The organism is Variovorax sp. YR266 (genome assembly GCF_900107295.1).
GTDB lineage: Bacteria > Pseudomonadota > Gammaproteobacteria > Burkholderiales > Burkholderiaceae_C > Variovorax.
The window spans coordinates 161,803-175,626 of the sequence record NZ_FNPM01000003.1; the positions used below are offsets into that span (position 1 = coordinate 161,803).

The following is a 13,824-nucleotide window of genomic DNA, read 5'->3' on the forward strand; positions in this document are numbered from 1 at the left end:
GGATAATTTAGACCATCATCCCGTCCGTCGCCACGAGGTACACCACGATGAATCCGCCCCCACTGCGCAGCCGTTTCTGGTCTGACCTGACCAGCGAAGAGTTCTCCCGCCTCGACCGTGAACGGCTGATCGCCGTGCTGCCCGTGGGCGCGACCGAGCAGCACGGCCCCCATCTGCCGATGTCGACCGACACCGCCACCATCGACGGCATGGTGCGCGCCACGCTGCCGCACCTGCCCGACGACCTGCCGGTGCTGTTCCTGCCCACCGTGCCCTATGGCAAGAGCAACGAACACTCGCGCTACCCGGGCACGCTCACCGTGTCGGCGAACACGCTGATCTCGCTGTGGACCGACATCGGCGCCTGTGTCGCCAAGGCCGGCGTGCGCAAGCTGGTGCTCTACAACAGCCACGGCGGCCAGATGAGCGTGATGGACATCGTGGCGCGCGACCTGCGCGAAGCCCACGACATGATGGTCGTGGCCGCCAACTGGTACACGCTGGGCCTGCCCGAAGGCCTGTTCACCGCGCATGAAGGCAAGCACGGCATCCACGCCGGCGACCTCGAAAGTTCGGTCATGCTGCACCTCACGCCCGACTACGTCCGCAAGGACCAGTTCCAGAACTTCAGCTCGATGACGGAGCAGCTGGCCGCCGAGAACAAGTTCCTGTCGATCACCCCCAGCGGCAAGCTCGGCTGGCAGATGCACGACATCAACCCCGCGGGCGCAGCCGGCGACGCCACGCGCGCCACCGCCGAAAAGGGCGCGGCGGTGCTCGACCACGTGGGCCGCCGCTTCGTCGAGCTGCTGCACGAGGTCGACCGCTTCCCCCTGTCGCGCCTCGCCAACCAACCCGCCTGGCGCTAGGCTCGCAGCCATCATGGAAAGCACCACGCCATCCACCCCGCCGCTGGTCACCCTGCGCAACGTCAGCAAGCGTTTCGCCAACGGCACGCTCGCGCTGCAGGGCATGACGCTCGACATCGGCGAGCACGACTTCATCAGCTTCCTGGGCCCATCGGGCTGCGGCAAGAGCACCGCGCTGCGCCTCATCGCGGGGCTCACACGCCTCAGTTCGGGCGACATGCACTGGTCGGATGCCAACACCGGAAAGACGCAGAGCGACCGCGACCTGGGCTTCGTGTTCCAGGAGCCCACGCTCATGCCCTGGGCCAAGGTGTTCGACAACGTGTGGCTGCCGCTCAAGCTCGCGGGCATGAGCCGCGACGCGGCTGCGCCGGTGGTGCAGCAGGTGCTTGAGATGGTCGGCCTCTCGCGCTTTGCCGACGTGTACCCGCGCGAGCTCTCGGGCGGCATGAAGATGCGCGTGTCGATTGCGCGCGCACTGGTCACGCACCCGCGGCTGCTGCTGATGGACGAGCCCTTTGCCGCGCTCGACGAGATGACGCGTATCAAGCTCAACAACGACCTGCTGGCCATCTGGCGCGAGCACCGCTTCTCGGTCGTGTTCGTCACGCACAGCGTGTACGAGTCGGTGTACCTGTCGAACCGCATCGTCGTGATGGCCGCGCGCCCGGGCCGCGTGATCGACGAGATCCGCATCGACGAACCCTATCCGCGCGGCGAAGAGTTCCGCACATCGAGCCGCTACAACGCGCACTGCACTGCCGTGTCGCAATCCCTGCACGGAGCCCTGCATGGCCTCGACATCGATCACTGAGCCCGTCGCCCTCGCGGACGCCAATGCGGATGCGGCGCCCTCCGAGGCCTCGCTGCGTGCGCACGAAGACAGGCTGCGCCGGCGCGAGTCGCTGCTGCGCGTCGTCGTGCCCGCGGGCATCGTCGTGCTGCTGCTGCTCATCTGGGAATGGACGGTTCGCGCCAACAACATCCCGCACTACATCCTGCCCGCGCCCTCGCTCATTCTTCGCACGCTGTTCGACAACTGGGATTCGCTGTCGAGTGCGCTGTGGTTCACGGTGAAGCTCACGCTGCTCGCGCTCGCCGCGGCCATCGTCGGCGGCGTGCTGCTGGCCATTGCGTTCGCGCTCTTCAAGTGGGTGGAGATCGGCCTGTTCCCGATCGCGGTGATCCTGCAGGTGACGCCGATCATCGCGATTGCGCCGCTGATCCTGATCTATGTGTCGAGCACCACGGCGGCGCTGCTGCTGTGCGCGTGGATCGTGGCCTTCTTCCCGATCCTGTCGAACACCGTCATCGGACTGAAAAGCGCGGACAGCAACCTTCGCGACCTGTTCCAGCTCTACAAGGCCTCGCCGTGGCAGACCTTCCGCTACCTGCTCGCGCCCAGCGCGCTGCCGTACTTCATGGCGGGCCTGAAAATCGCGGGCGGGCTGAGCCTGATCGGCGCGGTGGTGGCCGAGTTCACGGCCGGCACGGCGGGCAAGGAAACGGGTCTTGCATCGCGCATTCTCGAATCGAGCTTCCGCACCGAGATTCCGATGATGTTCGCGGCGCTGCTGCTGGTGTCGTTGCTGGGCATCGTGATCTTCATCGTGTTCGCGGCCTTGTCGCGGCTGGTGCTCGGGCATTGGCACGAAAGCGAAATGCGCCGTGAACGCTAGGACCATCGTGCCCGCCGTCGACTGGGATGCCGTGCGCGCCGACCTGCGCGGCCTCAACCTGATCACCGCGCCGGCCCAGCGCAAGCAGCTGTCGAAAGACTTCTACTGGTACAGCCCCATCCTCACCGCGCAGCTCGCGGCCTGCGTGGCCGACCTCGTCGTCAAGGTCAGCACCGAAGACGACGTGCGGCAGGCGGCCGCCGTGGCCGCGAAATGGAAGCTGCCGCTCACGGTGCGTGCCGGCGGCACCGGCAACTACGGCCAGTGCGTGCCACTCGAAGGCGGCATCGTGCTCGACGTGACGCAGATGTGCCGCGTGCTCGACATCCAGCCCGGACGCATCCGCGTCGAGGCCGGCGCGCGCATGCACGACATCGACCTCGCCGCACGCGAGACCGGGCAGGCGCTGCGCATGTGGCCCTCGACCTGGCATGTGGCGTCCATCGGCGGCTTCATCGCGGGCGGCTTCGGCGGCATCGGCTCGTTCCGCCACGGCATCCTGCGCGACCCGGGCAACCTGCTGCGCGCGCGCGTGATGACGGTGGAGCGCGAGCCGCGCATCATCGAATTGCACGGCGACGAGATCCAGCAGGTGCACCACGCCTATGGCACCAACGGCGTGATCCTCGACGTGGAAGTCGCGCTGAGCCCCGCCGTCGAATGGGTGCACTGCACGGTGCTGTTCGAGACGTATCGCGGCGCGCTCGATTTCGGCATTGCCGCGCAGGCGCCTTCGCTCGACATCTTCCTGCTCTCGACAGTGGAGGCACGCTTCTCGCCCTACTACACGGCCATGCGCGACCGATTTCCTGTCGACCGGCACGCCGTGTTCGCCATGGTCTCGCCGGATTCGATGGCGGACTTCCGTGCGCTCGCCGATGCGCAGGGCGGCACGATCTCTGTCGCCGGCACCGAAGCCGAGCTGCTCGCCGACGGCCTGCCCCCGGCCTACGAGTGCGCGTTCAACCACACGACGCTGCAGGCGCTGAAGGCAGACCGCGGCTGGACCTATCTGCAGGTGGCCTACGCCCAGCCCTTCGACCCGGCCGTGGTCGAGCGCCATCTGCAAATCTTCGGCGACGACGTGCTGCAGCACCAGGACTTCGCGCGCGCCAACGGCGAGTGCGGCACCTTCGGCATCCTGCTCGTGCGCTGGAAGGGCGAGGCCCACCAGTACGAAGTGATCCGCGAGATCGAGTCGCAGGGCGGCTGCCAGATCTTCAACCCGCACGTCGTCACCATCGAGGACGGCGGCATGAAGACCATCGACACGCAGCAGATCGAATTCAAGAAGCGCAGCGATCCGATGGGGCTGATGAATCCCGGCAAGACGCGCGGCTGGTCGCCAGAGATGGCGACCGAACGCTGAAAAGATTTAGTCTCCGCATCCCGTACCTTCCAAAACCTCCACAGGAGTCCGTCCCCATGCGCATCCCCGCTTTCAATCTCCGACCGCTTGCCTTCGGCCTGGCCCTCGCGGCCGCCGCCTTCGCCGCGCAGGCGCAGGAAAAAGTGGTGTTCGCCACCAACTGGAAGGCGCAGGCCGGCCACGGCGGCTTCTACCAGGCCCTGGTGGACGGCACCTACAAGAAGTACGGCCTCGACGTCGACATCCAGCAGGGCGGCCCGATGGTCAACAACCGGCCGATGCTGCCGGCCGGCAAGGTCGACTTCCTGATGACGGGCAACCTGCTGCAGTCCTTCGACAACGTGAAGAACGGCGTGCCCACGGTGGTGGTGGCGGCCTTTTTCCAGAAAGACCCGCAGGCCATGTTCGCCCACCCGGGCCAGGGCTTCGACACCTTCAAGGACATGACCAAGGCACCCGTGGCCTTCATCGGCAAGGACGGCCAGTTCAGCTTCTGGCAGTGGATGAAGTCGGAGCACGGCTTCAAGGATTCGCAGCTCAAGCCCTACACCTTCAACGTGGGCCCCTTCCTGGCGGACAAGAAGTCCATTCAACAGGGCTATGCGATTTCGGAGCCGCTGTCGATCAAGGCACAGGCCGGCTTCGACCCGGTGGTGCAGCTGCTGGCAGACAACGGCTTCTCGACCTACTCGACCACCATCGAGACGCGCGCCGACCTGATCAAGACCAAGCCCGAGACGGTGCGCAAGTTCGTCGAGGCCTCGATCATCGGCTGGAACAACTACCTCTACGGCGACAACAAGGCCGCCAACGAGATGATCGCCAAGATCAACCCCGACTCGCCCGTGGCCGCCTCGCAGGGCTCCATCGAGCTGATGAAGAAGATGGGCATCGTCGACAGCGGCGAATCGCTCACCAAGGGCATCGGCGCGATGGACGAGGCCCGCGTGAAGGACTTCTACGACAAGATGGTCAAGGCCGGCCTGTACAAGACCGGCGAGGTCGACCTGTCGAAGGTGGTCACCACGCAGTTCGTCAACAAGGGCGTCGGCGTCGACGTCCGCAAGAAGCTCACCGGCAAGTAAGCACACCGATTTTTTCCCGTGGGTCGCGCGGGGCTTGCGCCGGGGTCAGATGCCGGCGCCTGGGTTGCCATAAGGCACCGCGCGGCCTTTCACTCCTTGGGCTCTGACCCCGTCTCGCCAGCGACGCAAGTCCTGAGCGAACCGGCCCTCAACCATGAAAACGCTAGTCGTCCACTGCCATCCGAACCCTGACAGCTTCAATCACGCGCTCTATCGCACCGCCCTCGAGGCGCTCGAACCGCGACACCCCGTCAAGGCCATCGACCTGTACGCCGAGGGCTTCGACCCGACGCTGACACGCGAAGAGCGCATCGCCTACCTCGACAACCCCGACCTGATCCGCGAACGCGTGAAACCCCACGTCGAAGCGCTGCTGTGGGCCGAGCATCTTGTGTTCGTGTTTCCCACCTGGTTCCACGGGCCGCCGTCGATGCTCAAGGGCTGGCTCGAAAGGGTGTGGCTGCCGGGCGTGGCCTTCCTGCCGGCGGAACGCAAGGGGCAGCTCGCGAAGTCGGGCATGCGGCACATCAGGCGGCTGACGGTGGTGACCACCGGCGGCTCGCCGCGCTGGTTCGTGCTGATGATCGGCGACCCGGGCCGGCGGCTGTTCACGCGCGCGCTGCGTGCGCTGTTCGCGTGGCGCTGCAAGGTGACGTGGCTGCAGCTGCACGACATGAACGCAGCGACTGCACGCGACCGGACCCATTTCATCGAGCGCGTGTCGCGCAAGCTGGGCAGCATCTAGAAAACATCGACACAGGGAGACAACTCCATGAGCCTCGAACGCACGCTCACCGTCCGCGTCGAACGCATCTCGCGGCAGACGCCGGAAATCCTGGCCTTCGAACTGGCCCACCCGTGGGGCCGGCCGCTGCCTTCCTACGAGGCGGGCGCGCACATCGACGTGCACATGCCCGGCGGCTTCTCGCGGCAGTACTCGCTGGCGCGCGCGCCCTCTGACGCCAACTCCTACGTGATCGGCGTGAAGCGCGAGCTCGCCAGCCGCGGCGGTTCGGCCTCGATGCACGAGCGCGTGCGCGAGGGCGACCTGCTGCCGATCAGCGCGCCGCGCAACACCTTTCCGCTGCGCGAGGAAGCCACCCACCACCTGCTGCTGGCCGGTGGCATCGGCATGACGCCGCTGCTGGCGATGGCGCAGGCGCTTGCGGCGCGCGGCGCGCAGTTCACGCTGTGCGTGTTCGCGCGCAGCGAAGAGCATCTGGCCTTCGCCGATGCACTGCACGCGCCCTCGCTGGCGCCGCACCTGCGACTGCATCTCGACCAGGGCGATGCCTTGCAGCGTATCGATCTGCATGGGTTGCTGGCCGACCGCGCGCCCGGCACGCACCTTTACGTCTGCGGCCCCGGCGGCTTCATGAAGGCAGTGCGCGACGCGGCCGCGCACTGGCCCGAAGACGCGCTGCACGCCGAATACTTCGCCGCACCGACCGACGCCAACGCCACCACCGGCCTGCCCTTCACGCTGAAGCTCGCCCGGCGTGGCATCAGCGTGCCGGTGGCTGCCGACCAGACGGCCGTCGACGCGCTGCACGAAGTCGGCATCGACATCCCCGTGTCGTGCCAGCAGGGCCTGTGCGGCACCTGCGTGGTCGAGGGCGACGGCGAAGGCGCCGAGCACCGCGACTTCTGCCTCACGGGCAGCGAGCGCCGCCACAAGATTGCGCTGTGCTGCTCGCGCGCCAGGGGCCAGGAACTGGAACTGGAACTCCAGCTGTGAGCGCGCGTCCGGCTTCCGTCAACGAAGAGAGCGACGCCGAGGCGCCCGCCACGCGCGGCCGCTCGCGCAAGTACACGCAGGTGCTCGGCCTCATCAACCAGGCCGCCATCGAGGTGTTCGCAAGCGAAGGGCTGGCCGGCGCGTCCACGCAGGCCATCGCCGACAAGGCGGGGCTTTCGAAGGCGCAGCTGCATTACTACATCGAGAGCAAGGAAGCGCTGTACCGCCAGGTGCTGCAGGACATCCTCACCGACTGGATCGTGGTGTTCGGCTTCAGCGACGAGGCCTTCGGCCCGCGCAAGGTGCTGGGCGACCTGATCCAGCGCAAGATGATGTTCTCGTTCGAGCACCCGCTGCGCTCGCGCATCTTCACGGCCGAGATGATGCGCGGCGCGCCCGTCATCAACAACATGATGGACACGAGCAAGCAGCGCACCGACCAGGCTGCAGCCGTGATCCAGAACTGGATGAACCAGGGCCTGATGGACAAGGCAGACCCGATGCTGGTGCTGTTCCACATCTGGGCGGTGACGCAGTTCTACGCCGACCACGCCACGCAGGCGGCCTACTACCGCGACGCAGCCCAGCAGGGCCAGGACAAGGACGGCAAAGACCGGCGCTACCTGATCGAGCAGGTGACGGAGTTCCTGCTGAAGGGTGCGGGGGTCAAGTAGAAGAGCGCCGGGGCAGGTACATGGTGGCTTCGACTTCCACCAGCACTTCGTCCCCCGGCAGGAAGCGCGACACCTCCACCACCGTGCTCACCGGCGGCTCGCCCGGATAGAACAGGCCGCGCACGCGGTTGTAGAAGGCGTAGTGCGGCAGGTGGCGGAAGTACTGCACCAGCTTCACCACGTCTTCCATGGTGCCGCCATGCTCGGCGGCAATCTGGCGGATGCGCTCCAGCACGAACCAGCTCTGCGCGACGATGGGCGCCTCGAACACGTCGACCGACATCTGGCCGGTGGCATAACCCACGCCCTGCAGCGCGGTGCGCGCCGCTTCGGGAATCGCGTCGTAGCCGGCGACGGCGCGGCGTGTGGCCGGATCGACCGCGACCACGCCGCTCATGAAGACGAAATCTCCGACGCGCTTGGCGGCGGCGTAGTTGGCCATTGGCTTGCCCATCGTGCTCATTGTGTTTTCTCCAGTACCTGGCCAGCGCGGATGACGGTGCGTTGCCGCCCGCGCGGGCCGATGAGTTCGTGTTCGTCTGTGGCCGACAGCAGCAGCAGGTCCGCCGGGCAGCCCGGCGCGATGCGCCCGTCCCATGCGAGCCCCAGCGCTTTCGCGGGGCTCACGGTGACGGTGTCGAGCCAGTCGGAGGCCGGCGCCAGGTGCGCCATCTGCACGCCGAGGCCGAAGGTCTCCAGCAAGTCGTAGCTGCCGTAGGGATAGAAGGCGTCCTGCACATTGTCGGTTGCGAGGCTCGCACGCAAGCCCCGTGCCGCCGCCTCGCGGATGCGCGTGATGCCGCGTTGCACCGGCGTGCGGTCCCAGGCGCCCTGCAGGTAGAGGTTGGTGGTGGGCAGCGCGACAAGGTGAATGCCCGCGCCGGCGCACAGTGCCAGCGTTTCCCCGGCAACCGCGTCGTCCTGCGCCGAGAGCGAGCAGGCGTGGCCGCAGACCACGCCGTGCCTGAAGTCGCGCGCCCGCACCAGCTGCGCGATGCTGCGCAGGCCGCTGGCCTCGGGGTCGAGCCCTTCGTCGACATGGAAGTCGAGGCCCAGCCCGTGTTGCTGCGCAAGGTCGAACACACGCCCGAGCTTGTGGACGATGCCTTCGTTGCGATAGACGAATGCGCCGAGCACACCGCCCGCGCGCTTCACCTCGCGCGCGATGCGTTCGCCTGAGGCGTGGTCGGCGAACAAGTCGAGCGGCGTGAGCGAGACGAACTGCAGCTCGACGCGGCCGCGCCACTCCTCGCGCAGCGACTCGAACACAGCCAGCGCGGCCGGCGGTTCGGCCTGCACCCAGTCGAGGTGCGTGCGCAGTGCGCGCGTGCCCGATTGCCAGGCGTCGTTCAATGCGCGCTCCATGCGAACGCGCAGTGACTCGCCGGTCCAGCTGTCGCGGTGCCTGTTCATGCGCTCGATGGCGGCGAACAGGTTGCCTTGCGCAGCGCCGACGTCCTGCACGGTGTAGTTCTTGTCGATGTGCGCGTGCGCCTCGACCAGCGCGCTCAGCAGCGTGCCGCTTGCGTGCTTCTGTTGGGCGCTCGGCACGATGGATGCAACGCTGTCGCCAGTCAACGTGACATCAAACAACTGCGCATCGCCCGCCGCGAATGCACGCAGCGGCGCCGGAATGCGCAGCGCCTCGAGCTTCATGCGTGCCGCTGCTCCCAGGCCCGCAGCCAGCCGAGGCCGGCCGAGGTGCCGCCCGGCTCCGAGCCGCGCTTCGGCCGGTATTCGCAGCCGACCCAGCCCTGCCAGCCGCACTGCGCCGACACCTCGTCGAGCACGTCGAACAGATACGGATAGTTCTGCTCGCCGATGTCGGGCTCATGGCGCTCGGGCACACCGGCGATCTGGATGTGGCCGACACGGCCCGTGGGAAGGTACTTGCGGATCTTCATTGCCACGTCGCCTTCGACGATCTGGCAGTGGTACAGGTCCATCTGCACCTTGAGGTTGGGCGCGCCCACTGTCTCGACGATCTCGTGCGCGTGATCTTGCCGGTTGAGGAAGAAGCGCGGAATGTCGCGCGTGTTGATCGGCTCGATCAACACGTCGCGGCCGGCCTTGGCGGCTTCGGCCGCGGCCCAGCGCAGGTTGTCGAGGTACACGGGCTGCAGCGCGTCGCGCTCCAGGCCTTCGGGCACGAGGCCGGCCATGACGTGGATGCGGGGGCAGTCAAGCGCCACGGCGTAGTCGATCGCCTTGGCAATGCCTTCGCGAAACTCGGCGTCGCGCCCGGGCAGGCAGGCCAGGCCGCGCTCGCCTCCGTTCCAGTCGCCGGGCGGGCCGTTGAACAGCACCTGCTGCAAGCCGTTGTGCTTGAGCCGCGCCAGGATTTCGTCTTTCGCGAAGTCGTAGGGGAAGAGATATTCCACGGCCTTGAAGCCGTCTTTCGCGGCGGCGTCGAAGCGGTCGAGAAAAGCGAGCTCCGGGTAGAGCATCGAGAGGTTGGCGGCAAATTGGGGCATGGGGTGTTTGTACTACCAGCGCGCACCGAAGGTACGGCGCAGTTCATCGATCTGATCGGCGTTCAGCGGCTCGGGCCGTGCGGCCTGCGCGAGCTGCTGAAGCCGTGCGGTTTCTTCGAGCTCTTCGAGCACGGCCATGGCGGCGGCCGGCGTGTCGTGCCAAACGTTGGGGCCGAGGCGCGTGAGCATCACGGCGCGAATCGGCGTGCCGGCGGTGCCGAAGCGCTCGATGGTTTGTGCCACCTGTTCGGCCGCTTCGGGCGCGCCGGGCCGGTGGTACGGGATGACCGGGACGTGGCCGACCTTCATCACGAAATACGGTGTAAGCGCGGGCAGCAGTTCGTCGCCCGGTTCGTTCAGCGTGAGCGCGACGCAATGCGTGCTGTGTGTGTGGATCACGCAGGCGGTGTTCGCATCGAACTTGCGCGTCGCGGCGTAAATGCGCGTGTGCAGTGCGATGGTCTTGCTGGCCCGGTCGCCGCTGGTCTGCTGGCCTTGCGCGTCGAGCCTTGCCAATCGGGCCGGGTCGAGAAAGCCGAGGCAGGCATCGGTCGGCGTGATCAGGAAGCCGTCGTCCAGCCGCACGCTGATGTTGCCGGCGGTGGCATGCACGTAGCCGCGCTCGAACAGGCTGCGGCCTACTCGGCAGATTTCTTCGCGAGCTTCGTTCTCGGTCATGCGAGCACTGTAAATGCCTTGGTGAAGAAATCGTCGCTGCCAAAGTTGCCGGACTTCAGCGCGATGTGCACGCCTGCCTCTGGCGCAGCATCGGAACGCGCATGGCACCACGGCACGCCGGGGTCGATCTGCGGGCCTATCTGCATCTGCGCGATGCCCAGCGCCTGCACGCATGCACCCGAGGTTTCACCGCCGGCCACCACCAGCTGGTGTACGCCGCGTTCGACCACACCGCGCGCGATGGCTGCAATGGTGCGTTCGACCATCGCGCCGGCCTCTTCGACACCGAGCCTGCCTTGCACCGACTTCACGGCGCCGGCTTCGGCGGTCGAGTAGACGAGCACGGGGCCCTTGTCGATCAAGGGCGTGGCCCAGGCCAGCACTTCGGCGGCAACGTCCACGCCCGCCGCGATGCGCAGCGGGTCGATGGCCATTGCCGCGCCGCCGCGCTGGATGAAATCGAGCACCTGCCGGTTGGTGGCTAGCGAGCAGCTGCCCGAGACCACCGCCGTCTTGCCGCCGGCCTTTGGCAATGCACTGGCCTGCGAAGAAGGCGCGAGTCCGAAGTTGGCCGGCAGGCCGATGGCCACGCCCGAGCCCGCGGTGAGCAACGGCATCTTCGCGAGCGCCGGGCCCATGCGCAGAAGGTCGTCGTTCGACACGGCGTCGACGATGGCGATCGTCACGCCCTCGGCCTTCAGCTGAGCGATGCGCTCGTCGATGGCGACCGCGCCGCGCGCCACCACCGTGTAGTCGATGAGGCCCACCTTGCGCTTGCACTGCGCCTGCAGCACGCGCACGAGGTTCGGGTCGGTCATCGGCGTGAGCGGGTGGTTCTGCATGCCGCTCTCGTTGAGCAGCACCTCACCCGCGAACAGGTAGCCCTTGAACACGGTGCGCTTGTTGTCGGGGAAGGCGGGCGTGGCGATGGTGAAGTCGCATTGCAGCGCATCCATCAGCGCCTCGGTCACGGGGCCGATGTTGCCTTGCGCCGTGCTGTCGAAGGTGGAGCAGTACTTGAAGTAGATCTGCTTTGCGCCCTGCGCCTGCAGCCAGCGCAGCGCATCGAGCGATTGTGCGATGGCCTCGGCCGGCGCGATGGTGCGCGACTTGAGTGCGACGACGACGGCATCCACATCCGCATCGAGCGGGCCTTCGGGCACGCCGATGGCCTGCACCACGCGCATGCCCGCGCGCACGAGGTTGTTGGCGAGGTCGGTGGCGCCGGTGAAATCGTCGGCGATGCAGCCGAGAACGAGCTTTGCCATGGGTCAGCCCTTCACGACGGGCAGCTTCACGGACTGTGCGTTCTCGCGCACGTAGTCGCGCAGGATCGCGTCGAAGCTGGCGTCGGCCTTCAGGCCCAGCGCCTCGGCGCGCGCTGCGTGGATGCGGCTGGGCCAGCTGGTGACGATCTTCGCGATGGCGGCGTCGGGCTCCCAGTCGATCAGGCCGGTGGCATCCTTGCCGGCAATGCGTTCGAGCGCCTGCGCCATCTCGCGCACGGTAGTCGTCAATGCCGGCAGGTTGATCGCCGTGCGTGCACCCCATTCCGCGGCGCTGGCGGTGGCCGCGCGCACGATTCCCGCGACGGTGTTGCCGGGCGATGCCAGCGCGACCGGCGTGTCGGGCGACACGGGGCAGCGTGCACGCTCGCCGGCCAACGGCTCGCGCAGCATGCCGCTCAGGAAGCTGGAGGCCGCGCCGTTGGGCTTGCCTGGGCGCACCGACACCGTCATGAGCCGCACATTGCGGCCCTGCACGAAGCCCTTGCGCGTGAAGTCGGCCACCAATTGCTCGCCGATGAATTTCTGGATGCCGTAGCTGTTCTGCGGTGTCGGCAGCGTGGTGTCTTCGATCACTGCGGGCAGGCGCTGCTCGGGCGAATCGCCGAACACGGCGACCGAGCTGGAGAACACGAACACCGGCGAGTGGCCCGCGCGGCGGCAGGCCTCCAGCAGGCCGCGCGTGGTGTCGAGGTTGCTGCGCATGCCCAGGTCGAAGTCGGCCTCGCATTCGCCACTCACAGCGGCGGCGAGGTGGAACACCACGTCGGTGTCGGCCAGCGGCAGCGCTCCGTTGCCGGCCTGCTCGTACAGGTCGCCCTGCACGAATTGCACGCGGGCGTCGCCGGCCAGGTCGGCGGGCGGCGGCACGCGGTCGGCCAGGGTGATGCGCGACACCGGCTGCGCGGCGCCGCCTGCCAGTGCGAGGTTGCCGCCCGCAAGCAGCGTGCGGGCGAGGCGGGCGCCGAGGAAGCCGCAGCCGCCGGTGATGAGGATGTTCATGAGCGAGTGTGTCCTTTTTGTCTTGTTCAGGCCTGTTTTTTCGGCGCCGGCACTTCGATGCCCGGGAAGATCTTGATCACCGCGCTGTCGTCTTCGCGCGCATAGCCCGCGGTCGATGCCTGCATGAACATCTGGTGCGCGGTGGACGACAGCGGCAGCGGAAACTTGGTCGCGCGCGCCACGTCGAGCACCAGGCCCAGGTCTTTCACAAAGATGTCGACGGCCGACAGTGGCGTGTAGTCGCCCGCGAGCACGTGGGCCATGCGGTTCTCGAACATCCAGCTGTTGCCCGCGCTGTGCGTGATGACTTCGTACAGCGCCGCAGGGTCCACGCCTTCGCGCAGGCCCAGCGCCATGGCCTCGGCAGCCGCGGCGATGTGCACGCCGGCCAGCAGCTGGTTGATGACTTTCACCTTGCTGCCGGCGCCCGCGCTGTCGCCCAGGCGGTAGACCTTGGCGGCCATCGCGTCGAGCACCGCGCCGGCCTTCTCGTAGGCGGCGGGCGTACCGGCGGTCATCATCGTCATCTGGCCGCTCGCGGCTTTCGCTGCGCCGCCGGAGATGGGCGCGTCGAGGTACAGGATGCCCTGCGCGGCAAGGCGCGCTTCGAGCGCCACCGACCAGTTCGGATCGACGGTGGAGCACATCACGAACAGGCTGCCGGGCTTCATCGATGCGGCGCAGCCGGGCGTGGTGCCGTCGCCGAACAGCACCGACTCGGTCTGCGCCGCATTCACGACGACGCTGACGACGATGTCGCACTGCGCGCCGAGCGCGGCCAGCGTGTCACAGGCCGTGCCGCCATCGCGCGCGAAGGCTTCGGCGACCTCGCGGCGCACGTCGAACACGTGCGGCGCATGGCCCGCACGGCGCAGCGATTGCGCCATGCCGGCGCCCATGGCGCCGAGGCCTACGAGGCCGACGACGGGAGTGTTGGTGCTGGAAGTCATGCAGGGATTCTTTCTTTCGA

Annotated in this window: 15 protein-coding genes; 8 read left to right on the forward strand and 7 right to left on the reverse strand. The window is 67.5% G+C overall.

What is annotated here, in order from left to right; translation table 11 throughout:
- The first annotated feature begins 47 nt into the window (after positions 1-47).
- From BLW48_RS09915 to BLW48_RS09950, 8 genes are all read left to right on the forward strand, one after another.
- Entirely contained in the window at positions 48-869 is an 822-nt protein-coding gene (locus tag BLW48_RS09915; RefSeq protein WP_093055346.1) for a creatininase family protein, read from the forward strand.
- Positions 870-882: 13 nt separating this feature from the next.
- Positions 883-1,683 (forward strand): ABC transporter ATP-binding protein, encoded by an 801-nt coding sequence (locus BLW48_RS09920; protein WP_093174370.1) that lies wholly within the window; start codon positions 883-885, stop codon positions 1,681-1,683.
- Positions 1,661-2,548, forward strand: coding sequence for an ABC transporter permease (locus BLW48_RS09925; protein ID WP_177142308.1), 888 nt, complete (start codon positions 1,661-1,663; stop codon positions 2,546-2,548). Before BLW48_RS09920 ends, BLW48_RS09925 begins: the two co-directional genes overlap by 23 nt.
- On the forward strand, positions 2,538-3,917 hold the full coding sequence (locus tag BLW48_RS09930) for an FAD-binding oxidoreductase (protein WP_093174372.1): 1,380 nt from the start codon (positions 2,538-2,540) through the stop codon (positions 3,915-3,917). The genes BLW48_RS09925 and BLW48_RS09930 overlap by 11 nt, the downstream gene beginning before the upstream one ends.
- Positions 3,918-3,973: 56 nt before the next feature.
- Positions 3,974-5,002, forward strand: a complete 1,029-nt coding sequence (locus BLW48_RS09935) for an ABC transporter substrate-binding protein (protein ID WP_093055340.1) — start codon at positions 3,974-3,976, stop codon at positions 5,000-5,002.
- Positions 5,003-5,156: 154 nt separating this feature from the next.
- Positions 5,157-5,747, forward strand: a complete 591-nt coding sequence (locus tag BLW48_RS09940; protein WP_093055338.1) for an NAD(P)H-dependent oxidoreductase — start codon at positions 5,157-5,159, stop codon at positions 5,745-5,747.
- A 27-nt stretch (positions 5,748-5,774) separates the two neighbouring features.
- Positions 5,775-6,740, forward strand: coding sequence for a PDR/VanB family oxidoreductase (locus BLW48_RS09945; RefSeq protein WP_093174374.1), 966 nt, complete (start codon positions 5,775-5,777; stop codon positions 6,738-6,740).
- Positions 6,737-7,414: a TetR family transcriptional regulator C-terminal domain-containing protein gene (locus tag BLW48_RS09950; RefSeq protein WP_093174376.1), complete on the forward strand. Its 678-nt coding sequence runs from the start codon at positions 6,737-6,739 to the stop codon at positions 7,412-7,414. Before BLW48_RS09945 ends, BLW48_RS09950 begins: the two co-directional genes overlap by 4 nt.
- Here the strand turns inward: BLW48_RS09950 and BLW48_RS09955 are convergent.
- Genes BLW48_RS09955 through ltnD form a run of 7 tightly spaced genes read right to left on the reverse strand, consistent with a single transcriptional unit; the run spans position 7,407 to position 13,804 of the window.
- Positions 7,407-7,877: a RidA family protein gene (locus tag BLW48_RS09955; protein WP_093174378.1), complete on the reverse strand. Its 471-nt coding sequence runs from the start codon at positions 7,875-7,877 to the stop codon at positions 7,407-7,409. The genes BLW48_RS09950 and BLW48_RS09955 overlap by 8 nt on opposite strands.
- Complete coding sequence (locus BLW48_RS09960; protein ID WP_093174380.1) at positions 7,874-9,070, reverse strand: amidohydrolase family protein; 1,197 nt, start codon at positions 9,068-9,070, stop codon at positions 7,874-7,876. The genes BLW48_RS09955 and BLW48_RS09960 overlap by 4 nt, the downstream gene beginning before the upstream one ends.
- The gene (gene otnI, locus BLW48_RS09965) at positions 9,067-9,888 is read right to left on the reverse strand and encodes a 2-oxo-tetronate isomerase (RefSeq protein ID WP_093174382.1); all 822 of its coding nucleotides are present in this window, start codon (positions 9,886-9,888) and stop codon (positions 9,067-9,069) included. Before otnI ends, BLW48_RS09960 begins: the two co-directional genes overlap by 4 nt.
- 12 nt (positions 9,889-9,900) lie before the next feature.
- The gene (locus tag BLW48_RS09970; RefSeq protein ID WP_093174384.1) at positions 9,901-10,566 is read right to left on the reverse strand and encodes a class II aldolase/adducin family protein; all 666 of its coding nucleotides are present in this window, start codon (positions 10,564-10,566) and stop codon (positions 9,901-9,903) included.
- On the reverse strand, positions 10,563-11,834 hold the full coding sequence (gene otnK / locus BLW48_RS09975) for a 3-oxo-tetronate kinase (RefSeq protein WP_093174386.1): 1,272 nt from the start codon (positions 11,832-11,834) through the stop codon (positions 10,563-10,565). The genes BLW48_RS09970 and otnK overlap by 4 nt, the downstream gene beginning before the upstream one ends.
- A 3-nt stretch (positions 11,835-11,837) precedes the next feature.
- Positions 11,838-12,854: a D-erythronate dehydrogenase gene (denD, locus tag BLW48_RS09980; protein ID WP_093174388.1), complete on the reverse strand. Its 1,017-nt coding sequence runs from the start codon at positions 12,852-12,854 to the stop codon at positions 11,838-11,840.
- Between the two features lie 26 nt (positions 12,855-12,880).
- Entirely contained in the window at positions 12,881-13,804 is a 924-nt protein-coding gene (ltnD, locus tag BLW48_RS09985; RefSeq protein WP_093174390.1) for an L-threonate dehydrogenase, read from the reverse strand.
- Between the last annotated feature and the right edge of the window lie 20 nt (positions 13,805-13,824).